This window comes from Litorihabitans aurantiacus (assembly GCF_030161595.1).
GTDB classification, from domain to species: Bacteria; Actinomycetota; Actinomycetes; order Actinomycetales; family Beutenbergiaceae; genus Litorihabitans; species Litorihabitans aurantiacus.
Map to the genome: position 1 here is coordinate 2,575,189 of NZ_BSUM01000001.1, position 24,949 is coordinate 2,600,137.

Below are 24,949 nucleotides of genomic sequence, written 5' to 3' on the forward strand. Positions count from 1 at the left end.
CGTCGGTGGTTCCCGGGGCGTGGCCGACCGGTCCGGGTGGTGCAGAGATCTCGTGAAGGCGGTGCCGTCCGCCTCCCCGGTCAGTCCGCGACCCACCCGTCCCAGCGCGCCGCGCGCAGCGACCCGTCGGGCGTCCAGGAGTCGAACGTGACCTCGGCCTCGAGCTCCGGAGCCACCCAGACCGCCACGCGCGCCTCGGCCGCGGGGACCGGGGTCGTGAACGGTTTCGCGGCGGTGCGGTGCGGTTCCAGCCGGGCGAGCAGGTCGTCGAGCACCGCGTCCGTGAAGCCGGTGCCGACCTTGCCCACGTACCGCAGCCCGTCGCCGTCGCGCACCCCGAGCAGGAGCGACCCGATGCCGCCCTCGCGCCGGCCCTGCCCCGGTCGCCACCCGCCGACGACGACGCGGGCCTGCCCGTGGTGCTTGACCTTGACCCAGGCGGGGCTGCGCCGGCCGGCGCGGTACGGCGAGTCGCGGCGCTTGGCCATCACGCCCTCGCCCTCGACGGCGGCCGTCGCGGCCAGCGCGTCGGCGAGGGTCCCGGGCAGCGACGGGCTGAGCAGCCACCCGGCGTCGCCCTCGTCGATACCGCCCTCGCCGGCGCCGCCCGCGCCACCGACGTCGGCGACCGGCAGGTCGAGCGCCTCCAGCACCTCGCGACGCGCATCGAGCGGATGCCCGGTGAGGTCGGCGTCGTCGAGCCGCAGCACGTCGAACACGACCAGGCGCAGCGGCGGACGGGGCGGGGTACCGCGGTCCTGCAGCGCGTGGAAGCTGGGCCGGCCGTCGCGCAGCGCGACGATCTCGGCGTCGAGCACGGCGTCGTGCCCCGCGAGCGCGTCGGGCCGGACGGCGAGCTCCGCCACCTCGGGCGTGAGATCGCGTCCGGACCGGCCCACCAGCCGGACCTCCGCGCCGGTGACGACGGCGATCGCGCGGTACCCGTCCCACTTCGGCTCGAACACCCACCGCTCGGGGAGGAGGTCCGCGTGGGTGATCGGGTCGTAGGAGGTGGCGAGCATGGGCGACGGCGCACGGGTGGGTGCGCGCCGGGCGCCCACCGCCGGGTCAGACACCCCCGTTAGCGTGATCGGCGGGTGCGGCACGCGCGGGGGCGCCTCGCCGTCGCCGCCACCCAGCAGCGCCGCGAAGAGGTCCCCGTCCTGCGCCCGCTCGAGCACCTCCCCCATCCGCAGCTGCCGCAGCCCGCCCGCCTCCACCTCCGCCCACGTGCGCGGCGCCGCCACCGACGGCTGCGAGCGCCCCCGCACCGAGTACGGCGAGACCGTGGTCTTGGCGGCGTTGTTCTGGGTGTGGTCGACGAACACCCGACCCTCGCGCAGCTGCCGCTTCATCTGCACGATCGCGAGCCGCGGCAGCTGGGCCGCCAGCGAGGCCGCCAGCTCCGCGGCGAACGCGCTTGCCGCGGCGGCGCTCACGCCCTCCAGCGCCGCGTAGAGGTGCAGGCCCTTGCTGCCGGAGGTGACGGGCACGGAGGCGAACCCGACGTCGTCGAGCAGCGCGCGTGCCGCGAGCGCCACCTCGCCGCACTCCTCGAGCCCGACGCCGGGGCCCGGATCCAGGTCGACCACCAGACGGTCGGGGCGCGTCTCGGCGTCCTCGAGCACGAGCGTGCGCCGGCCTTCCAGCACCGCCCGCGGCAGGCGCCACTGCGGCACGTGGAGCTCGATGCTGGCCATCTGCGCGCACCACACGAGCACCGCGTCCTCGGTCGCGAGCGGGTAGGTCACGACGCGTTCGTGGTGGGAGATCGTGGCGCGCGGGACCCAGTCCGGTGTGCCGGAGTCGAGGTTCTTGGTGAAGAAGGGGTCGGCGGGCCGACCACCCGACTCGCCCGTGCCGTGCGGCCAGCGCTTGCGGGTGACGGGTCGCTCGGCCAGGTGCGGGAGCAGGACCGGCGCGATCCGCCAGTAGTACTCGACCAGCTCGGCCTTGGTCGTCGGGGCGGCGCCGTCCGGGCCGCCGCCGGGGAAGAGGACCTTGTCCGGGTTGGTCAGCCGCACCGTGCGCTCGCCGACCCGGACCGCCTGCGCCGCCCCGTGGGCGCCGCCGGCACCGTGCGCCCCCGCCGGCACTAGGACGCCTTGGCCGGCTTCTTGGCGGGCGCCTTCGCCGAGCCCGCCTTCTTCGCGGGCGCCTTCTTCGCCGTCGACGTCTTCTTCGCGGGCGCCTTCTCCTTCTCCCCCGCACCACCGCCGTCGCCCGTCGAGCCCGACGCCGCCTCCCGCGCCTTCTTCCGCTCCGCCACGCTCCGGCGCAGCGCGGCGACGAGGTCGACGACGTCGGCCGGCTCGTCCTCCTCCTCGACCGCGGTGAAGGACTCGCCGCCGGTCAGCTTGTCGTCGATGAGCGTGCGCAGCTGCTCGGTGTAGGTGTCGGTGAACGCGCTCGCGTCGAAGTCCTCGGCCATCGACTCCACGAGGCTCGCGGACATCGCCAGCTCCTTGTCGGAGATCTCCGGCTGCTCGTCCAGCGACTCGAACTCGGCGGCGCGGACCTCGTCCGGCCAGATCATCGTCTGCACCACGAGCACGTCACCCCGCACGCGCAGCGCCGCGAGCCGCGTCTTGTTGCGCAGCGCGAAGTGCACGACGGCGGTGCGGTCGGTCTCCTCGAGCGTGCGGCGCAGCAGCGCGTACGCCTTCGGCGAGCGGGAGTCTGGCTCGAGGTAGTAGCTGCGGTCGAGCAGGATCGGGTCGATCTGCTCGTTCGGGACGAACTGCAGCACCTCGATCTCGTGCTTCGCCTGGGCGGGGAGGGTCGCGAAGTCGTCGTCGGTGAGGATGACGCGCTGCCCGTCCGGCGAGTCGTAGGCTTTGGCGATCTGGTCGTAGGTGACGACCTCGCCGCACACCTCGCACCGGCGCTGGTAGCGGATGCGCCCGCCGTCCTCCGCGTGCACCTGGTGGAAGGAGACGTCGTGGTCCTCCGTGGCGGAGTACACCTTGACCGGCACGTTCACCAGGCCGAAGGCGAGGGAGCCCTTCCAGATGCTTCGCATCGGGCCATTGTGGCGCGGCGGGCCCGCGAGGGGAACGGGTGCGTCGGCCCCCTCGGCGTCGTCAGGCGGCCGCGGCCCTGCGCACCAGCGCGCGGAGCGTCTCCTCCACCTCGTCGGTCCACTCCACGACGGCGAAGCTCGTCGGCCACATCGCACCGTCGTCGAGCGTGGCGACGTCGGCGAAGTTGACCGTCGCGTAGCGCGAGTCGAACTTCGAGGCCTGCTGCACGAACGTCACGACGGTGCCGTCCTTCGCGTAGGACGGAAACCCGTACCAGGTCCGCGGATCGAGGTGCGGCGCCTCCTGGGTCACGACCACGTGGTAGCGCTCGGCCAGCACCCGGTCGAAGCCCTCCAGGCCGGCGATCGCGTCCAGGCAGGCCTGGAGCTCCTTGGCCTTCTTCGCCGCACCCTTGAGGCCCTTGCCCTCCTTGAGCTCGGCGGCACGCTGCTTCATCGCCGCCCGTTCGGCCTCGCTGAACCCGCTCGCCTCGGTCATGATCCTCTCCTCCTCACCCGCCGGCCCTGCGCCGGTGCCGTGGCAGCAGTCTGACCCCTCGCGCCCTCCGACGCACCCGTCGAGCCCCACCCCTTGACCCTTACGCGACGTGAGGGCCTAGCGTCCCCGGCATGACGATCACCGTGCTCGACACCGCCACCGGCATGAGGGACGTCCTCGACGCCCCCGCACCCGACCGCCCCGACCTCCTGCGAGAGATGGTCCGGCCCGCCGCCGGCATGTACCGGTACTTCCCCGGCGAGGTGGACCTCGCTGCGATGCACGCGCAGTCCTTCGGCTTCCCGCTCGACCGCAGCACCGACGTCGTGCGGCAGGCGCTCACGGCCCTGCGGGAGGCCGACGCGTGGGCCCGCGTCGAGCGGGCGCTGCAGGACGCCGTCGCCGTCCAGACCCGCGCCCTCCCCGGGATCACGGTCCCCGACCTCACCGTGCTGATGGTGCTCGGCGACCCGGACGACACCTACTTCACCGACACCGTGGACGGCTTCAGCGGCAACGGCAGCGCGACCGGCTACCTCGCCCTCACGCTGTGGCCCACGCCGGGCAACCTCGAGCGTCTCGAGGCCGTCGCCGTGCACGAGCTGCACCACAACCTGCGCTACGCCCCGGGCGGCGTCGTGTGGGACCCGGGCAGCGTCGTCGTGGGCGAGCAGGTCGTCTCGGAGGGTCTGGCCGACGCGTTCGCGCGGCACCTGTACGGCAAGGCGGGCTACACGCCGTTCGGCGTCCCCCACCTGCGCGACGACGCCGTCCTCGAGCGCGTCACCGCCGGGCTCGAGGTCCCCGGCATGCACCACTTCGTGGCGTGGGTGCACGGAGACGCGGCCGCGCGTCGGTTCGGCGCGGAGCCGGTGGGGCTGCCGACCGGCGCGGGCTACGCCGTCGGCAACCGGCTGGTGGACGCCTACCTCGAGGCGACCGGGACGGGCGTCCTGGAGACGCTGCACGTGCCGAGCCGCGAGGTGATCGACGTCGCTCTCGCGCACCTCGGGCTCACCTGCCCGTCCTGAGCGGTGCTACCCCCACGTCGCCGCGTCGGGGTCGAGGCCCCGCGCGCGGGCGGCGGCCTCGACGGCGTCGCGCAGCCACGCCGTCAGCCCCTCCTGGACCTCCTCGAACGTCACCGACCACCCCGGCTCCGCCACGTACATCCGTGCCATCAGCACGTGCATCGACGGCGTGACGTGGAAGAACTCCCCCATCGCCTCGCGGTGCCGCTCGGCGAGCGCGACCGCCCGCGCGTCGGTCGGCCCGACGCCGTCGGTGCGCGCCCGCGCCATGTCCGCGAGGACCTCCCGCGTCGCGTCCACGACGGCGCGCCACGCCTGGGCGTCCCGGCCCGCCGACCGCTCGGCGTACTCCGCCCACTGCGCGCTGTCGCCCCAGCGCTCGCGCGCCGCGCCCGACCACGCGGGGTCCCACCCGGGGCCGAACACCGCGGTGGTGTCCTCGGCGGACAGGAGGATGCCGCGCTCGTCGGCCGCGAGGAGGGTGTCGACGGCGTCGACCACCTCCTGCAGCCGCGCGATCCGCGCGAGCGTCGCCTCGCGCCGTCGCACCAGCTCGGACCGGCGCACCCGGGCGTCGGCCGCCAGGAGGGCGGGGACGTCCGCCAGCGGGACGCCGAGGTCCCGCAGCAGCAGCACGCGCCGGGCGCGCGCGACGTCGGCCGGCAGGTAGGTGCGGTAGCCGCCCGCGGTGCGCTCGGACGGCCGGACCACACCGAGCTCGTCCCAGTGGTGCAGCGTCCGCACGCTCACGCCCAGATCGGCGGCCACGTGGCCGACCGTGCGCCCGTCCTGCGTCATCAGCCCTGCAGCAGGCGGGTGTAGAAGCGCACGCCCGCCACCAGGCTGGACGCGGCCACCTGCTCGTCGACACCGTGGATCGAGGCCCGCTGCGCCGCCGTCATCCGCAGCGGTGAGAAGCGGTAGATCGCGTCGGCGATCCGGGCCACGTGGCGCGCGTCGCTCACGGCGAGCATCGTGTAGGGCGCCACGACGGCGTCCGGGTAGGCGTGCGTCACCGCATCGCTCACCAGGGCCCAGCGCTCGTCGTCGAGGGGCGAGGCGGGCGTCGGCTCGCTCGCCTCCAGCACGCGCACGCTCGCCGTCGGGCCGCCGTGCCCACCGGGCCCACCCCTCCCGACGGCGCGACGCACCACCCGCTCGACGTGCGCCGTCGCCTCCGCCACGCTCGAGGAGGTCGCGACGCGCATGTTCACGACGGCGCTCGCGCGCGCCGCGATCACGTTCGGGGCCGCGGACCCGCGCAGCACGGTCGGCGTCGTCGTGGTGCGCACCATCGCGGCGATCTCGCCGCCGAGCAGCGGCAGCACGCGCGCCAGCGCCGTGCGCAGCGTGCCCGCGCGGCGCAGCAGGGCCCCGAGCGGGGCGGGCACGTGGGGTGCGACGGCGTCGAACATCGCCACGGTCACGTCGTCGACGACGGCGGGGTGCGGCCGGCGCTCGAGCGCCTCCAGCGCGCGGCCGAGGGCGGCGACGACGCCGCGGCGCGGGGGCGTGGAGGCGTGCGCGGCGCGGCGGGGATCGCCGTCGACCACGACCTCGAGCGTCACCACACCCTTCTCCGCGACGCCGACGGCCGCCATCGGGCGCCGCAGCCCGGGGAACGCACCGGTCACGACGGCGCCGCCCTCGTCGATCACGAGCGCGGGACGCACGCCGCGCGAGCGCAGGAGGTCGACGGCGGCCGCCGCGGACGGCCCGTCGCGCTCCTCGTCCGCGCCGAGCAGGATCCAGAGGTCGGCGTCCGGGCGCCAGCCGGCCGCGAGGAGGTCCTCGACCGCCTCCAGCGTGACGAGCAGGGCGCCCTTGTCGTCCAGCGTGCCGCGGCCGTGGACGGTGAGGTCGTCCGTGTCACCTGTGCCGCCCGTGATCGCGCCGACGAACGGGTCGTGCGACCAGCCGGCGTCGGCCCAGCCCTCGCGCGGCGCGGGGACGACGTCCTGGTGCGCCATGAGCACGACCGGGCCGAGCGCCGTCGCGCCCCTTGCCGCGCTCGCGCCGCCCGGGACGCGCAGGAGCAGACCGGCGCGCCCGACGACGTCGACCTCCGCCGCGGCCCACGTGCGCGGGTAGAGCTCGGCGAGCAGCGCGCGGAGCTCCGCGAAGACGCGGGCGTCCTGCGGGCCGAGCGGACCGCCGTCGGGCGTGATCGTGGGGATGCGGACCATGCGCGCGAGGCGCTGCGCCAGGTGGCGGGCTCGTGCGGCGTCGTCGGCGCTCATGGGCTCCAGCCTCTCAGGCGACCGCGTCGGCAGGCACGGACGTGAACGCGACCCGCGGCACGGTCAGGAGGGCGATCAGCGCGAGCACCGCCGTCCCGCCGCAGATCGCCCAGACCGTGACGTAGCCGCTCAGGGGCGCGGCCGTGACGCCGTCGGCCGCGGGCGAGGACGCGCCGCCGGCGAGCGCGAGCGCGAAGACCGAGCTGGCGAACGACCCGCCCACCGTCTTCGTGGTGTTGGTCAGGCCGGTGGCCATGCCGGTGCTCGAGGCGGGGGCGGCTGCCGCCGCGGCCGCGGGCAGCGCCGCCACCAGCGCCCCCGAGCCGAGACCCGCGACCACCATGCACGAGGCCACCGACACCGCGGAGCCGTGCAGGCCGATGAGCGCGAGGTAGCCGGTGGCCACCAGTGCGGACGCGCCGATCAGCACGAGCCGCGGCGTCAGCGCGGTCGACAGCCGCGAGAACAGGGCGGCCCCGACGAGCAGGCTGAGCACGTAGGCACCGATGAGGTAGGACGCGGTCGCCGACGTCAGGCCGAGCCCGTGCCCGTGCACGGCCGGATCGGTGCGCGCGAACGTGGACAGCGGCCCCTGCGCGCCGAGCACGCTGACGCCGAACAGGCCCGCGGTGAGGAAGACGGGCCAGAGCGTCGGGCGGCGCACGAGCGCGATGTCGATGAGCGGGGCGGCGGTGCGCTGCTCGAGCCGGACGAAGATCGCACCGAGCGCGAGCCCGACGGCGACGAGGAGGCCGACCCAGATCGTGACGCCGTCGAGGCGGACGAGGCTGAGGCCGCCGGTGACCGCCAGGAGCGCGAGCGAGAGCACGACGGCGCCGCGCACGTCGATCGTGGGGTGGCGGTCGCGTTCGCCGTCGTGGGTGGCGGGGACGTCGGCCGGGACCAGGCGCCACACGACGGCGAGGGCCGCCGTCACGAGCAGCGCGGGCACGGCGAGCACGATCGTGAGGCGGTCGGCGAGCAGCGTGCCGAGCTGGCCGGCCACCAGCGCGCCACCGATCGCGCCGGCCTGGAGCGCGACGACGATGACGCCTGTCGCGCGGCGCGTGGTGGCCGGGACGTCGGCGCTCGGGTCGGTGGCGGCGAGGCGGCGGGCGCGGCCGTAGATGATCGCGACGTTGAGCGGCAGCCACGCGACGTAGAACCCCTGCAGCGCCCACGCGACCAGGAACGTCGCGAAGGTGGGGGCGAGCGCGACCGCCCAGGAGGCGACCGCCGTCACCACGAGGCTGGCGAGCAGCACGCGCCGGTGGCCGAGGAGGTCGCCGAGCCGCGCGAGCACCGGCACCACGAGCGCGGAGACGAGGAGCTGGAGCGCCTCGAGCCAGTTGACGTCGGCGTCGGTGATCGTCAGGCGGCGCGCGACATCGGTGAACAGGGGCGTGTAGTAGCCCTGCAGCACGCCCGAGGTGATCTCGACGACGACGAGCGCGCCGACGACGCCGCCCGCGATCCGGGTGGCGCGGGAGGTTCGGGGGCGCGGGTGGTGCCGGGTGCGCGGCGGTGCGGTGCGGCCATGCCGCCGATCCTGGCACCACGGCCCCCGCGCCGCGCGCCCAGCGCGGTACGCGGCCCCGTCACCCCGCCACTCCCCCGTCCCGCCGGTCCCGCACCGCCACTCACGGCACCCACTCACCGAGTTCGGGGCCGCCCTCGCCGAACTCGGCGCGAAAGCCCGAACTCGGCGCAACGCACCCGGGTCCAACCACCTGCACGGTCGACCTGCTCGACCGGCTCGGATCGTGACGACCCACCTCGGCAGCGAGGATCGGCACGACCTGGTCGCGCCCCCCGACGTGGGTCTCGTACGCGACGACCCGCTCGTCGACGGCAACGAACGGCTCGGCTGCCTCGCCGTCGTCGTACTCTGCGGGCTGAACGGCCAGGAGATCGATACGCCCGACGACCCCGCGTACGACTCAGCAGCCGGTCGCCCGACGGGCGCACGTCACCCGACGCACCCCGGCGCGGCACCGCGACCTCGGCGGCGCCTCCCCGCCGAGGTCGCGGAGGTGCACGACGACGGAGCCCTCGTTCTCGGACACCTGACGACCTACGAGCCTCCGCGGCTGTCGAGCAATGGACTCACGGCACGAGCAAATCCGGGGACGCCCGCGCGGCCCAGGCTGATCAGAACGTCGTGGACGTCCATCGGTGGATGTCGCATCGCCGCGGCCTGCTGGCGCACGAGATCGATGCACTCCACCTCGTACAGATCGACCTGTGCAAGGAGGAAGTCGTCCGGGTGGACCACCTCGACGCCCTCGGGCATGGCGGCCGTCGGGAAGTCCCGGACATTGAACGTGACGAGAACGTCGGCACGCCCCATCGCCGCCGCGGCCGCCACGTGGCGGTCGTCCGGGTCGGGAAGTTCGAGCCCGGACGTCATCGCCTCGTACCCGGTGACGCCGGCGTCCGGGAATGCTTCCCCCATTACACGGAACCGCCGCCGCACCCGTGACGGCGCCAGGTCGGGGTGCACGCGCATCACGGCACGCTCCGCCTCGTCGAGGACCTCGTTCGACCACAGCGGCCGGAAGAGCCCACGCTCAGCCGCACCGAGCAGAGTGTCGGCGAGTGACGCTGGGACCAGCGCACAGGCGTCGAGGAAGGCGGCGAACATCAGACCTCGCGACGCCTCACGGCTCGAAGCGCCTCGTCATAGGCCTCGCGGTCGACCTCGTACAAGCCGTCGACCACGGCCTGACGAGCGATCTCGCCGAGGAGCTCGCGCCGGTGGCGCGAACGCCGCTCCCGGTAGGCGAGCACATCGTCGAGCCGCACGAGACGATGCTTCCGCGGACGCTCGTACGGTAACTCCCCGTCCTCCAGCAGCTTGACCAGCGTCGGGCGCGAGACTCCCAGCATCTCGGCCGCCTGGCTGGTGGTCAGGCGGACCGAGACCGGCGCCACCGTCACCGCGTCACCGCGCCGAAGAGCGTCGACGACGTCGACGAGCACCTCGTAGACGTCGGCGGGGACCTCGACACCCTCCCCCGCCGGCCCGACGAGGCGCGCCGGCTGCGACTGCTGGAGCAGATCGGCGATCGGATCGAGCGAAGCGGCATCACGCGGAGGGAAGACCGTGTCGTGGTGGGGTCGCCGAACACTGGCAGGAGGGGTGGCCATAGCGCCATCGTCGTACTGAAACGAAAGAAACGCAAGAGCGCTCGAGGCGCAGCTCGCCGCACCGGCACTGGAACGTCGACGACCATCGCAGCTCGAGATCTCTGCGGGAGCCGCCCACACCCGCTCGCCGCGTGAGATCGGCAGAGTCGCGCTACGTTGCGCAACGGCTCGACGACCACTGGGTCCGCCGCCCATCCGTCGCCCCACCGCCGAGGAACACCCGTGACGTCACCCGTGCCCCACTCTGCGCCCGTCACCCCTGCGCCCGTCACCCCTGCGCCCGTCACCTCGGGGCACCAGACCATCCAGATCCCGCTCGGCGTGCCGATGTACCGGTTCGACGGCGGTGCGGCCACGTACTTCGGCGCGAGCCTCGCCGCGGCTCTCGCCACCATCCTGACCCTGGGCATCTGCCTCCCGTGGGCCGTCGTGATCCTCCAGCGGTGGCACACCAAGCACACCTTCCTCGACGGGCGCCGCCTGCGCTTCACCGGGACGGCGCCGAGCCTTTTCGGCCAGTGGATCAAGTGGTGGCTTCTGACCCTGATCACGATCGGCATCTACTCCTTCTGGGTGTACCCCCGGATGACCGCCTGGGTCGTCCAGCACCAGGAGTTCGACCGGTCGGCTGACCGTAGCCGTGCTCACGAACGCCACAGCTCGGCGCGGTGGGCTGCCGCGGGCGAGCACGGGCCGGTAGGCTCGACGGCAGCAGGACCCGCGAGACCAGCACCACCAGCACACCCAACTGAACACCCGGCCCCATCACCGTGCGGGAGAGTCGGCAGCCGAGGCGCACCGCCGCGGCCGTGCCGGCACCGAAGGAGCAAGCACTCCCCGCCAACCTCTCAGGTACCCGTACCGCACGGCGAGGCCACTCTGGAAAGCAGCGCCACGCCGTCGCCCGCCGACGCCGGAGGCGCTCGCCCACGGTGAAAGCCGCCCGGACCGCGCCAGCGCGGGTCGCCGCGGTGAATCTCTCAGGCACCCGTGACAGAGGGGGAGTCCCCGCCCGGCCCTATCGACCGTGCTCCGAAGAGGACTCCATGACCGACCCGTCAGTGCCCGTCCCGCCCGCACCCGCAGCGGCGCCCATGCCCGTCGCCGCCCCCGCGCACCCCCCGGTTCCACTCCTGCAGACCCCGCTCCACGCGGCCCACGTCGCCGCCGGCGCCACGATGGTGCCGTTCGCGGGCTGGTCGATGCCGGTGAAGTACACCTCCGACGTCGCCGAGCACGTCGCCGTCCGCACCACCGCGGGCCTGTTCGACATCTCGCACATGGCGCAGATCGCCGTCGTCGGCCCGGACGCCGCGGCCTTCCTCGACCACGCCCTCGCCGGCCGCCTCAGCGCCCTCGCGCCGCTCCAGAGCCGCTACACGATGATGCTCACGCCCTCCGGCGGCATCGTCGACGACCTCATCGTCACGAACACGCACACCACCGCGCCGGAAGGCGCCCCCACCGACTTCCTCGTCGTCGCCAACGCCGCCAACGCCGGCCCCGTCGTCGCGGCCCTCACCGAGCGGATCACGACGGCGCAGGGCACCTTCGACGTCACCGTCGCCGACACGGGGCGCGCGCTCGTCGCGGTGCAGGGCCCGCGCGCGCAGGCGATCCTGGGCGACCTCGAGGCCGCCGGGCGCCTGGCGCTGGACGCGAGCGCCGGCGTCGACCTCGCCACGCTCCGCTACTACCGCACCGCCCCCGGCACGTTCGACGGCGGCGCCGTCACCCTGAGCCGGACCGGCTACACCGGCGAGGACGGCTTCGAGATCTCGATCGCCCCCGAGCGCGCGACCGCCCTGTGGAAGGCGCTGCTCGCCGTCGGGCAGCCCCACGGCCTGGTGCTCGCGGGCCTCGCGAGCCGGGACACGCTGCGACTCGAGGCCGGGATGCCGCTGTACGGCCACGAGCTCACGCTGGACACGCTCCCGGCGCAGGCGGGGCTCGGCCGCGTCGTCGTGACGGCGAAGGAGTCCTTCGTGGGGCGCGAGGCGACCCTCGCGGGCCCGACGGCGGACGCCCCCGTGCTCGTCGGGCTCGCGCTGCCCGGTCGGCGCGCGGGCCGCGCCGGCTACGCCGTCGTGACGCCCGACGGCGAGCCCGCGGGCACCGTCACCTCCGGCGTCCTGTCCCCCACGCTCGGCCACCCGATCGCGATGGCGTACGTGGCCCCGCACCTCGCGGCGATCGGCACGGCGCTCGCCGTCGACGTCCGCGGTACCGCCATCACGGGCGAGGTCGTCGCCCTGCCGTTCTACCGCCGCAGCGAGGAGTCCTGACGATGACCACTCCCTTCGTCGACCGCCACATCGGTCTGACCGACGCCGACTCCGCCGCGATGCTCGCGGCCACCGGCCACGAGAGCATCGCGTCGCTGATGCGCGCGGCGATCCCGCCCGCCGTCGCCGACTCCTTCGCGGCCGCGCGTGACGGCGAGGACGACGGCGAGACGGACGTCCTTCCGGCACCGGCCTCCGAGGCCGAGACCCTCGCCGAGCTGCGCGATCTCGCCTCGCGCAACACCGTGACCACCTCGCTCATCGGCCTGGGCTACTACGGCACCCACACGCCGAGCGTGATCCAGCGCAACGTGCTCGAGAACCCGTCCTGGTACACGGCGTACACGCCGTACCAGCCGGAGATCAGTCAGGGCCGGCTCGAGGCGCTCATCAACTACCAGACGATGATCACCGACCTCACGGGCCTCGACATCGCGAACGCGTCGATGCTCGACGAGGGCACCGCCGTGGTCGAGGCGATGCTGCTGGCGCGGCGCGCGTCCAAGGTCAAGGGCACGGTCTTCCTGGTCGACGCCGATGCCCTCCCCCAGACCCAGCGCCTCCTCGCGCACCGCGCCGAGGCCCTGGGCATCCAGCTCGAGACGATCGACCTCGCGGCGGACGGGGCGGCCGACGCCGTCGCGCAGCTCCCCGAGGGCGAGGTCTTCGGGGCGTTCGTGCAGTACCCGGGCGCGTCCGGACTCGTCTGGGACCCGAGCGAGGTCATCGCCGCGGTGAGGGCGCGGGGGCGCTCGCCGTCGTCGCCGCCGACCTCCTGGCCCTCACCCTCGCGAAGGCGCCGGGCGAGCTCGGCGCGGACATCGCCGTCGGGACCTCGCAGCGCTTCGGCGTCCCGATGGGCTTCGGCGGGCCGCACGCGGGCTACATGGCCGTGCGCAAGGGGCTCGAGCGGCAGCTGCCCGGGCGCCTCGTAGGCGTGTCGCAGGACGCCGACGGCAACCCCGGCTACCGGCTCGCGCTCCAGACGCGCGAGCAGCACATCCGCCGCGAGAAGGCGACGTCAAACATCTGCACCGCACAGGTGCTGCTGGCCGTGATGGCGTCGATGTATGCGGTCTACCACGGGCCGGTGGGGCTGCGGCGGATCGCGCAGCAGGTGCACGGCAGGGCCGACCTGGTGGCAAGCCAACTCCGGGACCTGGGGCTGACCGTCGTGCACGACGCGTTCTTCGACACCGTGCGGGTCACCGGGCTCGACGCCGAGGCCGCGTTCGCACGCCTGCGCGAGGCCGGCTACACGCCGCACCTGGTCAACGGCGAGACGCTGCAGGTGAGCGTCGACGAGACCACCACGGCGCACAACGCCGTCGAGATCGCGTACTTCCTCTCTGGTGCCGAGGAGCACTCGATCGGGCTGCTGGACGGTCACACCGCCCCCGTGCTCCCCGCCACCCTCGAGCGCACGTCGGACTTCCTCACCCACCCGACGTTCCACAGCTACCACTCCGAGACCGCGATGATGCGCTACCTCAAGCGCCTCGCCGACCTCGACTACGCGCTCGACCGCGGCATGATCCCGCTCGGCTCGTGCACGATGAAGCTGAACGCGGCCACCGAGATGGCGGCCGTGACGTGGCCCGAGTTCGCGAACCTCCACCCGTTCGCGCCGGAGGGTGACGCCGAGGGGTACCTCTCGATGATCGGCGACCTCGAGACGTGGCTGGCCGACATCACGGGCTACGACACGGTCTCGCTGCAGCCGAACGCCGGGTCGCAGGGCGAGCTGGCCGGGCTGCTGGCGATCCGTGGCTACCACCGCTCCAGAGGAGACGTCCACAGGGATGTCTGTCTCATCCCCGCCTCGGCGCACGGGACCAACGCGGCCTCGGCGGTGCTCGCGGGCATGCGCGTGGTGGTCGTGGCGTGCGACGCGGCGGGCAACGTCGACGTCGCCGACCTGCGCGCGAAGATCGAGGCGAACTCCGCCGAGCTCGCCGCGCTGATGATCACCTACCCCTCCACGCACGGGGTCTACGAGCACGAGATCGTCGCGATCACGGACGCGGTGCACGACGCCGGCGGCCAGGTCTACATCGACGGCGCGAACCTCAACGCGCTGGTTGGCTACGGGCGGTTCGGGGACGTCGGCGGCGACGTCAGCCACCTGAACCTGCACAAGACCTTCTGCATCCCGCACGGCGGTGGTGGCCCCGGCGTCGGGCCGGTGGCGGCCAAGGCGCACCTGGCGGAGTTCCTGCCCGGCGCGGGCGGGCGCGACCCGCTCGCGAACCCGGTCTCGGCGGCGCCGTACGGCTCGGCCTCGATCCTGCCGATCACGTGGGCGTACGTGCGGATGATGGGCAGCGAGGGGCTGCGCGAGGCGACGGCGGCCGCCGTGCTGTCGGCGAACTACGTCGCGGCGCGGCTGCGCGAGGCGTTCCCGGTGCTCTACACGGGAGACGGCGGGCTGGTCGCCCACGAGTGCATCCTCGACATCCGCCCGCTGAAGGCCGCCACGGGGATCACGGTCGACGACGTCGCCAAGCGCCTCGTGGACTACGGCTTCCACTCCCCCACGATGAGCTTCCCCGTGGCGGGGACGCTGATGGTGGAGCCGACGGAGTCGGAGGACCTGGGCGAGATCGACCGGTTCGTCGAGGCGATGCTGGCGATCCGGGCGGAGGCCGACGCCGTGGCCGCGGGTGAGTGGCCGGCCGGGGACAACCCGCTGGCGAACGCGCCGCACACGGCCCGCTCGGTGATCGAGGGCGAGTGGAGCCACCCGTACTCGCGCGAGGTGGCGGTCTACCCGGTGCCGGGCCTGATCCGGCACAAGTACTGGCCGGCGGTGCGCCGCATCGACCAGGCGTGGGGCGACCGCAACCTGGCGTGCGCCTGCCCACCCCCGGAGGCCTTCGCCTAGTACGCGAGAGACTTCGGGACGTCCGCGGGAGACTTTCGGACGCCTGCGAGAGACTTCCCGTGGCCGGGCCCCGCCGCCCGAGAAGACTGTGGCACGCTCCCGTCGTGCCCTCGTCGTTCACGCTTCGTACCAGCTCGACTGCCGCACCCTCGGTGCTGTTCCAGCTCTCGCTCGACGTCGACGCCCACATCGCTTCCACTCCCGGCTCGCGCGAGACGGCGGTGGGCGGTGTGACGCGGGGGCGCCTGGGCCCGGGTGACACGGTCACGTGGCGCGCGTGGCACCTCGGCGTTCGCTGGCGCATGACCTCACGCGTCGAGACCGAAGGCTGGGACGAGCCGCGCACCTTCACCGATCGACAGGTGCGCGGCCCGTTCCGCGCCTTCGCCCACGTCCACACGTTCGTCCCGACGACGGCGGGCACACTCATGATCGACGAGGTCACCCTGGCCTCGCCGCTCCTCGCAGCGCTCTCCGAGCGAGTCGTCCTGGTGCCGTACCTGCGGTGGCTGCTGCGCCGTCGTGCCGACCTTCTCGTCGAGGCGGCCGAGCGGCCCCGACCACCGTTGTCCACAGGTTGACGGCGAAGGACGCGCCGACGTGCCGATCTACGCGATCCTCGCGGCATGTCCATCAACGACGGCCGCCCGTTCCGCATCCGTGACGCCACGACGTTCGGCCTGAGCGACACCGACGTGCGTCACGCCATCCGCACCGGCGGTCTGCGGCGAGTGTTCCGCGGAGTGGCGGTCGACGGCGGCGCTCCCGACACGCGGGAGACACGGCTCGCCGCGCTCGCGCTGGTGATTCCCGACGGCGCAGCCGCCTCCGACCACACGGCGGCCTGGGTCTACGGCGCAGACACCCACCCGCCCGGGCAGCGCCACGACCTGCGGCCGATGTGCGTCGTCCCGCACGGACGCACCCGGCCCAGCCCCGACCGCGCCCACTCCCGACAGACTGTCCTCCCGGACCCCGACGTCGTCGAGCTCGACGGCGTCGCCGTCACATCACCGCTCCGGACGGCCTCGGACCTCCTCCGGCTGTGCTGGCGGCCGCCGACGCGCTGGTCCGCGCCGACGTCGTCGACCCCCTCCAGGTGGCCGAGTTCGTCCTCCCTCTACGACGTCTGCCGGGCACCAGGCAGGCGCAGGAGCTCGCACCACACGTCGACGGCAGGCGCGAGTCGCATTGAGAGTCGTGGATGGGCTGCCGGATGCTCGACGCCGGCCTGCCGCGGCCCGCGATCGCGCACCACATCGTGCACCGGGGCCGGAACTACTGGCTGGACTCGGCATTCGTGGAGCGCAAGGTCGCAGCGGAGTACGACGGCCGGGAGTTCCACTCGGACGAGGGCGACGTCGCGCACGACGGCGGCAGACGAGGCCAGATCGCGCACGAGCTCGGGTGGGCGTTCGTCATCGGGACGCGGGAGCGCATCTTCGGGACGGACGACTCGTTCGAGCGGGAGCTCGGCGACCTCATGAGCGTGCGAGTCCGGCCCCGGACGTGGTGAGCCGCTGCAGGGCCGGGGACGTCCCCGCGAGTCTCCGGAACTCTCTCGCTGGTGTCCCGAAGTCTCTCGCGGGTGCCCCAAAGTCTCTCGCGTTTCTGTCTCGCGGAGTCAGGGGGCGGGGAGCAGGAGGCCGTCGGTGACGAGGCCGCGTAGCTGCGGCTCCAGCTCGGCCGCGAGCGCCGTCGCGTCCACCTCGAGCAGCGCCCCGAGGGCCGCCACGATCTGCGCCCCGGTCAGCTCGCCGTCGCACGCCCCGACGAACGCCGCGAGCCCCGTCTCCGCCCGCACCGTGCGCCCGAAACCGCCGCCGGCACGCAGCAGCATCACCCGCGGCGACGCCTCGCCCGGCGTGAAGAACCGCTCGTCGCTGACGTCGGGCGCCACCTGCCAGCGCCGCTCCAGCAGCGCCTCCGGCGTGAGGTCCCGCAGGAGGTCGACGGCGCGCAGCACCCCCGCGATCGCCCCACCCAGCGGCTGGGCCACCGTCCCGGTGATCTCCTCCACCCGCCGCCACGGACTCACCTCCGCCCCGGCCCCGGCGGGCCGCCGCAGGGTCACGAACCCGAACCCGACGCCCTCGACGTCGCGCGAGGCGAGGTCGTCCAGCCACGCGCCGTAGGCGGCCTCGTAGCGCGCCCGGTCGCGGTCGGGGGTGAGCCCGCCGTCGCGCAGCCACAGCTCGGCGTACTCCGCCGGGTCCTGGACCTCGCGCTGCACCACCCAGCCGTCGAGCCCGGCCTCCGCGAGCCACTCCCCCACCCGCTCGCGCCACGCCTCGCCGCGCCGGTGCTCCCAGTTGCCGAGCAGCTGGGCCACACCGCCCGGCGCCAGCACCTGGCCCACCGTCGTCACGAGCGAGCGCACGACGTCGTCGCCCACCTGCCCGCCGTCGCGGTACGTGAAGTCCCCCACCTGCCCGCCGGGCCCGCGCGGCGTGATGACGAACGGCGGGTTCGAGACCACCAGGTCGAAGGTCTCCCCGCGCACCGGGTCCAGCATCGACCCCTCGCGCAGGTCGAGGTCCGCCCCCGCGAGGCCCGCGTTGAAGCGCGCGAACGCCAGCGCGCGCGGGTCGACGTCGGTGCCCACCACCGCGCGGGCGTGCTGCGCCGCGTGCAGGGCCTGGATCCCGCACCCCGTCCCGACGTCGAGCACGCGCTCGCGCGGGTCGCGCACCGTGATCTGGGCGAGGGTGCGGGAGGCGCCGCCGACGCCGAGGACATGGTCCTCGCCGATCGCGCCGCGACGCGCGAGCTCGCTGCGGTCCGACGCGATCCACCACTGGGCCTCGCCCGCCGCGTCCACGAACGCGTGCGGCGTGAGGTCGCAGCGTGCACGCACGGCGTCCCCGCCGCCGGCACCGGCGGTGGTCACGAGCCCGAGCCGTTCGGCCCCGGCTGTGCCGAGCCCGGCGAGCGCGCCGTCGAGATCGGCCCTCGCGACGTCCTCGCCCAGCTGGAAGAGCCGGAGCAGGACGGCGGCGGGGGTGTGCAGATCGGCCGTGGCCCGCCGGGCCGGCCACGCCTCCTCGCGCTCCAGGGCGCCGGCCGCGACGTCCCCGATGACCGCGCGCACGCCGTCGAGCGTGTAGTCGGCGGCGGTGAGGTCGGAGCGGAGGAGGTCGAGGTCGGCGGGTTCCGCGCGGGGAGCAGCGGGGGCAGGCTCGGCGGGGATCGGGTCACTCACCCCTCAACCCTAGGCAGCGGCGGGCCCGGCCGGGACCGGCACGCCGCCCGTCCACAGGCACGGAACCCACCCGCACACGGCCGCGACCGCGCTCGTATCCTGGCCGGGCCGCGGTGCCGCAGCCGCCCCGATCCGGGCCGCCGGCAGAGAGGTGGTGGCATGCCCGCCAACACGCAGCTCGAGCACCGGCTCGTGAGCACGCGCGCCGTGCTCGAGACCTACATCGGCCGCGTGCTGCCCGACTGGGAGCAGTTCGCGCGCGGGACCGAGCTGGTGACGGTCGAGCGGGGTGAGGTGCTCGTCCCCTCGCACACGCACCACCCGTTCGCCTACCACGTCGTCCGAGGCATGTTGAAGCTCCAGGTCAGCGACGGTCGGATCGGCCGGACGGTCGCGCTCATCGGCGAGAACGAGTTCGCCACCTGCTGGACCGGGCTCGGGATGGCGTCCTACGCCCGCGTCGCGGCTCGCATCGTCCCGCACCAGCGCGCCGATCCGCGGCTGCGCCCCGAGGGCAGCCCGTACTCCCTCGTCGCGATCGAGCCGACCACCGTGCTGCGCGCCACGACCACGACCGTGGAGGCACTGGCGGAGCGACACCACGCGTGGTCGATCCTGCTCTCGACCGTGCTGGCGACGTCGATCGTGCGGATCACCGCCGCCGTGCCCGAGATGCACCTCACCTCGCCCGAGGAGCGCTACCGGTCGATCCGCGCCCGCCGTCCCGACCTCGTGGAGCGGATCAGCCAGCGCGAGCTCGCCGCGCACCTCGGCGTCACCGAGGTCGGGATGAGCCGCATCGTGCGGCGGGTGGCGGCGCAGCTGGCAGCGGCGGAGCCGGGAGCCTAGGGTCGCCCACGTGGATCACGACGGCGTACACATTCCCCCGCAGCCCGGGTTTCCCCTCCCTGCGGGGCACGCGAGCACGACGGCGCCGCGCCGGGTCCTGTTCGCGTGGGGCCTGTGGGACTGGGGGCAGCAGACGTTCAACACGGTGATGCTGACCTTCGTCTTCTCCGTCTACATCACCACGGGCGTGGCCGCCGACGAGGCGACCGGGACCGCGGCGCTCTCCGGCGCGCAGACCTGGGCCGGCGTGATCATCGCCCTGGTCTGCCCGCTGATGGGCGTGCTGGCGGACCGCTACGGCAGGCGCCGTCGGTTGCTGGGGATCTCCACCCTCGGCCTCGTGCTCGCGATGGCGTCCCTGTTCTGGGCCGAGCCCGACCCGAGCTACCTGACGTTCGCCGTCATCATGCTCGCGGTCGCGAGCGTCATCTCGGAGATCGCGACGGTCTTCTACAACGGGATGCTGCTGCAGATCGCGACCCCCTCGACGTTCGGGCGCGTCTCCGGCATGGGCTGGGGGCTGGGGTACCTGGGCGGGCTCGTCGCACTCGTGGCGTGCCTGTTCCTGTTCGTCCTCGGCCGCGACTCCCCCGCGATCCAGCCCGTCGCCCTGCTGAGTGCGGCGTGGACCGCCGTCTTCTGCCTGCCGCTGCTGATCATGGGGCCGAATACCGCACCGGCGGCGGGCACCGAGAAGTTCTCCGTCGTCGGGGCCTACCGCGACATCCTGCGGCGCATCGTCGACCTCTGGCGGCACCAGCGCTCGCTGCTGCACTTCTTCGTCGCCTCGGCGATCTTCCGCGACGGGCTGGGGGCCGTGTTCGCCTTCGCCGGCATCATCGCCGCCGGCTCGTTCTTCTTCAGCGAGGAGGAGGTCATCTACCTCGGCATCGCCGCCAACCTCGTGGCCGGCATCTCCACCTGGGCGCTGGGTCGGGCCGACGACCGCCTCGGGCCGCGCGTGGTGATCGTCGCCGGGTTGGCGGTGCTCGTCGTCACCTGCACGGCGGTCTTCCTCACGACGTCGCAGGCCGCGTTCTGGGTGTGCGCCGTCGTGATCTCGGTGTGCGTCGGCCCGGTGCAGTCCGCCTCGCGCTCGATGCTCGCCCGGATGACGCCGCCCGGGCGCGAGAACGAGAACTTCGGTCTGTACGCGACCACGGGCCGTGCCGTGAGCTTCCTGGCACCGTTCGCCTTCACCGTGGCGATCGCCGTCGGGGACACGCAGAAGGCGGGGATCCTCGGGATCGTCGTCGTGCTGGTCCTCGGCCTGGCGGCCTTCCTCCCGCTGCGGGCGCAGCACGAGGACGCCACGCGCTGAGGCCCCCGCGGGGTGGGGACCTCTCCCCATCGACCGATCGGAGACGTCTGCCTAGGTTTCAGACATGTCCATCACAGCGATCCCGTCGCACTCCCCGGCTCCCGCCCGCCCCCGTTTGCGCCTGCTGCCGGCCATGCGTCCCGAGACCGTCCGGGACGTCTCCCGCACCTCCTCGACGGCGCACGTCGACCAGGATCTCCCCCGCCCCAGCTCCGGGCGGCGGCCGTTCGACCTCGACACCGTGCGGATCGAGACCGACCTCCTGGCGCGCCGCGCCTGCCGCACCGTCGGCATCCTCGGCACCTGGGGCCGGAGCCGCTGGCGCGCCGCGGGCGACGCCGAGACCATCGCCTCGACGTTCGACATCTGCGTCACGGCACCCACCCCTGCCTCGAGGTGGCGCGCGGCATCAGCGACCGCCTCGCGGCGGACGGCTGGACCGGCGGCATCAGCGCCATGACCCCGATCGTGCGGATCGACGCCGAGCGCGCCGGCCACCGCCTGCGTCTCGTCGCGATGCGCCGCACACTCACGCTGCACCTGAGCAGCGCACCGATCGTCGTCGGCGAGCGCCTCGCGCAGGAGATGCTCGACGGGCTGTACGAGGAGGAGTGAGCCTCCCGGGGCGCCGGCCGCGGCCGGCGCCCCGGGGCAAGGGTCGGACGGGCGAGAGGCGCCGGGTGGGAGGTCCCACCCGGCGCCTCTCGTGTGCGCGTCGAACGGCCGGTCTCAGGGCCGGACGATGTCGTCCGGGTCGAGCACGACGTCGTCGAGCTGCTCTGGATCACGATCACGCTCCGGGTCCTGCGGACCCTTGTTCCACGGGTCGTAGGTGTGCTCGGCCCGTGTGACGTCGTCGTCGTTGCCCGCCACGATGTTCCCGATGTTGTGCAGCGACTCGCTGCCGTCGTCGAAGTAGCGCGAGTGATCCGCGAACGCCCCGCCCTCCCCACGGTCGACGGACTCGGCCCGGAAGCGGTTCGCCCCGAAGTCGTCCTCGCCGACGTCGTTGCCCAGGCCCTGGTCCCAGGTGCCGAGCCCCACCCAGCCGTTGTCGGCCAGGCTCGCGACCGGGTCGCGGCTGGCGTTGCCCGCCCACACCTGCGCGCCGCCGAGCTCGTCGGCGTGCTCGACACCACGGCCCGCACCCGGGCTGCCGATGAGCACGATGTCGTCGGCGTCGAGACCGGACCCCGTCGCGCTGTTGGCCACCGTCGTCGACCCGTAGGAGTGACCGATCACGGTCACGTCGGGCTGTCCGTTGCCCTCGACCTCCCGCACGGCGCGCAGTCCGTCGACGTAGCGCGCGAGGTTGTCCCCACCCTCCTGCGCCAGGTCCTCGTTCGTCACGCTGAGATCGAACTCCGGCGTGTCGTACCCGATCCACGCGATCGCCGCTGTCGAGGCGTTCGGGTCCGAGACGCGCGCGGAGGAGTACACGTTCGAGGCGTCACCGGCGATGCTCCCGGCGCTCTCTCCGGTCGTCGTCGTCCCCGGCACCACCGTGGCGATGTTGTCGGCCGTGTCCGGGTTGCCGTAGGCGATGGCGATCGCGCCCTCGCCGTCCCAGGCCGTCGGGTCGTACAGGTGGAGCAGCGGCACCACGGGTTCGCGAGTGATCGGGTCACCGACCTCGTTGCCGAGCGCCTCCTCGGCCGCGCGCGCGTTGGCGAGCTGCCTCTCCTGCTCGGGGGTCAGGATGCCCGCCTCCTCGCGGCGCTCCAACGTCTCGAGGTCGCGGCCGAGCAGCGCCCGGTTGGCCTGGTCGCGAGCCGTGGCGGGGACGCCGTCGGCCGGGCCGATCAGCTCCGGGTAGGCCACCGTGACGGCGTAGCGCTCCTCCTCCGTCAGGCCGTTCCACCACTGCGCGACCTCCTCCGGGCTCGCGCCCGTCCCCGGCGCCCCCGGCCGCTGCACCGCGGCGTCGGCGGGGTCGATCGCGTTCGGGTTCAGCCGCTGGAAGGTGGGGAGGTCGGCGTTCTGCGTCAGCGCCGTCGCCATCGTCCGATCGTTGGTCTCACAGGCGGTGACGAGGGCGTCCTGGCGCTCGACGAGTCGGGCGCGCGTCCCGACCAGCTGGGCCGCCAGCTCCTGGAGGTACGCCTCGTCCTCGGGTACGGCGTTCGCGACCTGGGTCACGAGCGACGAGCGACTCTCGGCGTAGCTCTGCTGGTCGTCGAGCACGAAACCGCGCTCGGTGCGCAGGCGGGTCAGCTCGGCGGAGTAGGTGTCGGCCGCCCGTGCGAGGTTGCGCAGCGCGAGGGAGATGCTCTGGGCGTTCGTGCCGGCACCGGTGACGTAGCTGCCGTAGGCGGTCGCTGCGTCACCGGTCCACCCCTCCAGGGTGGAGCGCGCCGCGGCGACGGAGTCGAGGTCGTCGGCCGCCGACGCCACGCGCAGCAGCGTGTCGACGAACGTGTCGACCTGGCCGGGGTCACCCGGAACCTCGGGCGTGCTCGGACCGGGCTCGGGGATCTGCACGGAGACGCTCACAGTCCCGCCTCCATCCAGGTGGTGAACTCGCCGCGCGCGGCCTCGTCGCCGAGCACGTAGCCGCGTGCGGCGTAGCCGAGGTTCGTCGCGATGTCGTCGACGGCGGCGGCACCCTCGTCCAGCGTGCCGCGCCAGGACGCGATCACACCGGCCACCTGACCGGGCAGGTCACCGCCGAAGCCGCCGGTGGGCGCCCCGGTCAGCTGGGTCGCCGCGTCCTGCAGCACGACCAGCTCGTCCTCCCACAGCTGGCGGGCGGAGCCGATGGCCTCGGGGTCGACGTCGAAGTCACCCACGGCGCACCCCCTGCGGATTGACGAGGGCCACCCTGGTGCGGGCGTCGACGGCGAGCACGCGACCCTCGAGCACGAGGTGCGCGTCGCCGTCGGACAGGACGATCTCCAGCTCGCCGTCCTCGCGCCGGGCCGAAACCACCTGCACGGGCGCGCGACGCACGACCCCGGCGAGCCAGCCCTGGGAGACGAGGATGCGCACGACGTCGTCCGCGTCCAGCGACGGCGCCCGGCCGTCGCAGCTCGCGACGGCGCGCACCGTGCCGCGCAGGGTCCCGGACCGCCACCGCTCCACCACGGCGCCGACGACGCCCAGCGCGTGCCGAACCTCGGTCAGCAGCTCGGACGCGTGGGTCAACGCGTGCTCGACGTCATCGGCGAGCGCAAGCTCGTCGGTCACCGGTGCAGGCGGCGTGGAGGCGGGGGTGGAACCGCCGCTGCGCGGATCCGGGAGGAGCACGATCCGAACGTCGGGGTGGCGCTGCCGGAACCGCTCGTACATGGGGCCGAGGGAGGGAGACGCAGTCATGCCGCGACCCTAGGAGGCGCGGGGACGCCCTGACCATGGGTAGTCCTGCCCGACCCCCGCCGGAGCCGGGACGTCGGATCGGTAGGAGCCGCTCCCGCGCGATTCCGGAGAATGGCACACCTCGACCTGGAGGCGGTCCATCTCGAAAGTCTCACAAAGCGATTCATATTTGCCAGTAGCGCGCGCCGGATGAAAACCTGGGCCCCTGTGCGACCGCGTCCGGCGGTCCGTGAGAATTGGAGACCTCAGATGGCAAGGATCGGCGTCCAGGCGATGATGCTAAGGTGGAGCTTCGAACAGCACGGAACATTCGAGACGCTGCGCTCGGTCCGGGAGATCGGATACCGCGCGCTCGAGGTGTCCCAGGTGCCGATGACACCCGAGAACGTCTCGGACCTGGTCCGCGCGCGCGACGAGCTCGGCATCGACATCGCCTCGCTCTCCGCCACCTACGACGCCCCGACCGCGGGCAACGACGCGCTGCTGACGGACTTCGACAAGATCGTCGCCGACGCCCGCACCGTCGGGGCGACCAAGGTCCGCATGGGCATGGTGCCGCTCGGCGTCTTCGACGAGCTCGACACCACGCGTCGCTTCTGCCGCGGCCTCGAGGAGGTCGCGAAGCGCCTGGCGGACGAGGGCATCGACTTCTACTACCACAACCACCTGTCGGAGTTCCTGCGCTACGACGGTCGGTACGTGATCGACATCCTCGCCGACTCCTCGCCCCACGTGGGGATGGAGCTGGACGTGCACTGGCTGCAGCGGGCGGGGCAGGACCCGCAGGGCACGATCGAGCGCTTCGCCGGGAGGGTGAAGCTGATCCACCTCAAGGACTACCGCATCGGGAGGACCCCTGAGGCCGCATTCGTCGCACGTGATTCAGGCGATCGCGCGACATATCTGCGCGAGGTCTTCAACACCATCGAGTTCGCCGAGGTCGGCGAGGGAAATCTGGACTTCGGGGGAATCATTCCCGCCAGCGTGGCGGCGGGGGCGGAATACCTTTTCGTCGAGCAGGACGATCTCTACGGCCGTGATGTTCTCGACTGCCTGCAGACGTCCCACGACAATCTCGTCGCCCTGGGCCACGGCGACCTGTTCTGAGAATGGCGGCGGCGGATCCTGAGGGATCCGCCGCCGTTCTCCCG

At 73.6% G+C, this 24,949-nt stretch carries 22 protein-coding genes, 3 pseudogenes and 1 riboswitch; of the genes and pseudogenes, 13 read left to right on the forward strand and 12 right to left on the reverse strand.

Features of this window, described 5'->3' with window-relative positions; genetic code table 11:
• Positions 1–80: 80 nt before the first annotated feature.
• The 3 genes from ligD to QQK22_RS12255 all read right to left on the reverse strand — a co-directional run bounded on the left by ligD (position 81) and on the right by QQK22_RS12255 (position 3,521).
• Positions 81–2,096 carry a non-homologous end-joining DNA ligase gene (ligD, locus tag QQK22_RS12245; RefSeq protein ID WP_284251203.1) on the reverse strand — a complete coding sequence of 672 codons (2,016 nt, stop codon included), beginning with the start codon at positions 2,094–2,096 and terminating at the stop codon, positions 81–83.
• A complete protein-coding gene (gene ku / locus QQK22_RS12250; RefSeq protein ID WP_284251205.1) occupies positions 2,096–3,022 on the reverse strand; it encodes a non-homologous end joining protein Ku in 927 nt (308 codons plus the stop codon). Before ku ends, ligD begins: the two co-directional genes overlap by 1 nt.
• Before the next feature lie 61 nt (positions 3,023–3,083).
• Positions 3,084–3,521 carry a hypothetical protein gene (locus tag QQK22_RS12255; protein WP_284251206.1) on the reverse strand — a complete coding sequence of 146 codons (438 nt, stop codon included), beginning with the start codon at positions 3,519–3,521 and terminating at the stop codon, positions 3,084–3,086.
• Between the two features lie 131 nt (positions 3,522–3,652).
• On the opposite strand from QQK22_RS12255, the gene QQK22_RS12260 reads away from it, so the two are divergent.
• A complete protein-coding gene (locus QQK22_RS12260) occupies positions 3,653–4,552 on the forward strand; it encodes a DUF2268 domain-containing putative Zn-dependent protease (RefSeq protein WP_284251207.1) in 900 nt (299 codons plus the stop codon).
• Positions 4,553–4,558: 6 nt separating this feature from the next.
• Here the strand turns inward: QQK22_RS12260 and QQK22_RS12265 are convergent, their stop codons facing one another.
• The 5 genes from QQK22_RS12265 to QQK22_RS12285 form a co-directional block, all read right to left on the reverse strand.
• Positions 4,559–5,350 (reverse strand): MerR family transcriptional regulator, encoded by a 792-nt coding sequence (locus tag QQK22_RS12265; RefSeq protein WP_284251208.1) that lies wholly within the window; start codon positions 5,348–5,350, stop codon positions 4,559–4,561.
• On the reverse strand, positions 5,350–6,792 hold the full coding sequence (locus QQK22_RS12270) for a M20/M25/M40 family metallo-hydrolase (RefSeq protein ID WP_284251209.1): 1,443 nt from the start codon (positions 6,790–6,792) through the stop codon (positions 5,350–5,352). The genes QQK22_RS12265 and QQK22_RS12270 overlap by 1 nt, the downstream gene beginning before the upstream one ends.
• Before the next feature lie 13 nt (positions 6,793–6,805).
• The gene (locus QQK22_RS12275; protein ID WP_284251210.1) at positions 6,806–8,215 is read right to left on the reverse strand and encodes an MFS transporter; all 1,410 of its coding nucleotides are present in this window, start codon (positions 8,213–8,215) and stop codon (positions 6,806–6,808) included.
• 651 nt (positions 8,216–8,866) lie between these two features.
• Complete coding sequence (locus tag QQK22_RS12280) at positions 8,867–9,436, reverse strand: PIN domain-containing protein (RefSeq protein WP_284251212.1); 570 nt, start codon at positions 9,434–9,436, stop codon at positions 8,867–8,869.
• The gene (locus tag QQK22_RS12285) at positions 9,436–9,942 is read right to left on the reverse strand and encodes a helix-turn-helix domain-containing protein (RefSeq protein WP_284251213.1); all 507 of its coding nucleotides are present in this window, start codon (positions 9,940–9,942) and stop codon (positions 9,436–9,438) included. Before QQK22_RS12285 ends, QQK22_RS12280 begins: the two co-directional genes overlap by 1 nt.
• 327 nt (positions 9,943–10,269) lie before the next feature.
• Here QQK22_RS12285 and QQK22_RS12290 point away from each other — a divergent pair.
• The 7 genes and pseudogenes from QQK22_RS12290 to QQK22_RS12315 form a co-directional block, all read left to right on the forward strand.
• Positions 10,270–10,554: pseudogene (locus QQK22_RS12290) on the forward strand (DUF898 family protein); the annotation flags it as partial.
• Between the two features lie 151 nt (positions 10,555–10,705).
• A riboswitch (glycine riboswitch) is annotated at positions 10,706–10,816 on the forward strand.
• 172 nt (positions 10,817–10,988) lie between these two features.
• Entirely contained in the window at positions 10,989–12,227 is a 1,239-nt protein-coding gene (gene gcvT, locus QQK22_RS12295) for a glycine cleavage system aminomethyltransferase GcvT (protein WP_431310157.1), read from the forward strand.
• 2 nt (positions 12,228–12,229) lie between these two features.
• Positions 12,230–15,111: pseudogene (gene gcvP / locus QQK22_RS12300) on the forward strand (aminomethyl-transferring glycine dehydrogenase).
• Positions 15,112–15,215: 104 nt separating this feature from the next.
• Complete coding sequence (locus QQK22_RS12305; protein WP_284251214.1) at positions 15,216–15,692, forward strand: SRPBCC family protein; 477 nt, start codon at positions 15,216–15,218, stop codon at positions 15,690–15,692.
• 45 nt (positions 15,693–15,737) lie between these two features.
• Positions 15,738–16,094, forward strand: a pseudogene (locus tag QQK22_RS19520) (type IV toxin-antitoxin system AbiEi family antitoxin domain-containing protein); the annotation flags it as partial.
• 62 nt (positions 16,095–16,156) lie between these two features.
• On the forward strand, positions 16,157–16,306 hold the full coding sequence (locus QQK22_RS12310) for a hypothetical protein (RefSeq protein WP_284251215.1): 150 nt from the start codon (positions 16,157–16,159) through the stop codon (positions 16,304–16,306).
• Positions 16,307–16,327: 21 nt separating this feature from the next.
• A complete protein-coding gene (locus tag QQK22_RS12315) occupies positions 16,328–16,627 on the forward strand; it encodes a hypothetical protein (RefSeq protein WP_284251216.1) in 300 nt (99 codons plus the stop codon).
• A gap of 108 nt (positions 16,628–16,735) precedes the next feature.
• On the opposite strand, the gene QQK22_RS12320 is transcribed toward QQK22_RS12315, so the two are convergent.
• Complete coding sequence (locus QQK22_RS12320; protein WP_284251217.1) at positions 16,736–18,313, reverse strand: DUF7059 domain-containing protein; 1,578 nt, start codon at positions 18,311–18,313, stop codon at positions 16,736–16,738.
• Between the two features lie 159 nt (positions 18,314–18,472).
• Between QQK22_RS12320 and QQK22_RS12325 the strand changes: the two genes are divergently transcribed.
• The 4 genes from QQK22_RS12325 to QQK22_RS12340 all read left to right on the forward strand — a co-directional run bounded on the left by QQK22_RS12325 (position 18,473) and on the right by QQK22_RS12340 (position 21,098).
• A complete protein-coding gene (locus tag QQK22_RS12325; protein WP_284251218.1) occupies positions 18,473–19,162 on the forward strand; it encodes a Crp/Fnr family transcriptional regulator in 690 nt (229 codons plus the stop codon).
• Positions 19,163–19,172: 10 nt separating this feature from the next.
• Complete coding sequence (locus tag QQK22_RS12330; protein WP_284251219.1) at positions 19,173–20,483, forward strand: MFS transporter; 1,311 nt, start codon at positions 19,173–19,175, stop codon at positions 20,481–20,483.
• A gap of 64 nt (positions 20,484–20,547) precedes the next feature.
• Positions 20,548–20,943 carry a hypothetical protein gene (locus QQK22_RS12335; RefSeq protein WP_284251220.1) on the forward strand — a complete coding sequence of 132 codons (396 nt, stop codon included), beginning with the start codon at positions 20,548–20,550 and terminating at the stop codon, positions 20,941–20,943.
• The gene (locus QQK22_RS12340) at positions 20,940–21,098 is read left to right on the forward strand and encodes a hypothetical protein (RefSeq protein ID WP_284251221.1); all 159 of its coding nucleotides are present in this window, start codon (positions 20,940–20,942) and stop codon (positions 21,096–21,098) included. Before QQK22_RS12335 ends, QQK22_RS12340 begins: the two co-directional genes overlap by 4 nt.
• 114 nt (positions 21,099–21,212) lie before the next feature.
• Here the strand turns inward: QQK22_RS12340 and QQK22_RS12345 are convergent, their stop codons facing one another.
• Genes QQK22_RS12345 through QQK22_RS12355 form a run of 3 tightly spaced genes read right to left on the reverse strand, consistent with a single transcriptional unit; the run spans position 21,213 to position 23,798 of the window.
• The gene (locus tag QQK22_RS12345) at positions 21,213–22,976 is read right to left on the reverse strand and encodes an alpha/beta hydrolase (protein WP_284251222.1); all 1,764 of its coding nucleotides are present in this window, start codon (positions 22,974–22,976) and stop codon (positions 21,213–21,215) included.
• Entirely contained in the window at positions 22,973–23,272 is a 300-nt protein-coding gene (locus tag QQK22_RS12350; RefSeq protein ID WP_284251223.1) for a hypothetical protein, read from the reverse strand. The genes QQK22_RS12345 and QQK22_RS12350 overlap by 4 nt, the downstream gene beginning before the upstream one ends.
• Positions 23,265–23,798: a hypothetical protein gene (locus tag QQK22_RS12355; protein WP_284251224.1), complete on the reverse strand. Its 534-nt coding sequence runs from the start codon at positions 23,796–23,798 to the stop codon at positions 23,265–23,267. The genes QQK22_RS12350 and QQK22_RS12355 overlap by 8 nt, the downstream gene beginning before the upstream one ends.
• Positions 23,799–23,909: 111 nt before the next feature.
• On the opposite strand from QQK22_RS12355, the gene QQK22_RS12360 reads away from it, so the two are divergent.
• Positions 23,910–24,905, forward strand: a complete 996-nt coding sequence (locus QQK22_RS12360; protein WP_284251225.1) for a sugar phosphate isomerase/epimerase family protein — start codon at positions 23,910–23,912, stop codon at positions 24,903–24,905.
• Positions 24,906–24,949: the final 44 nt, after the last annotated feature.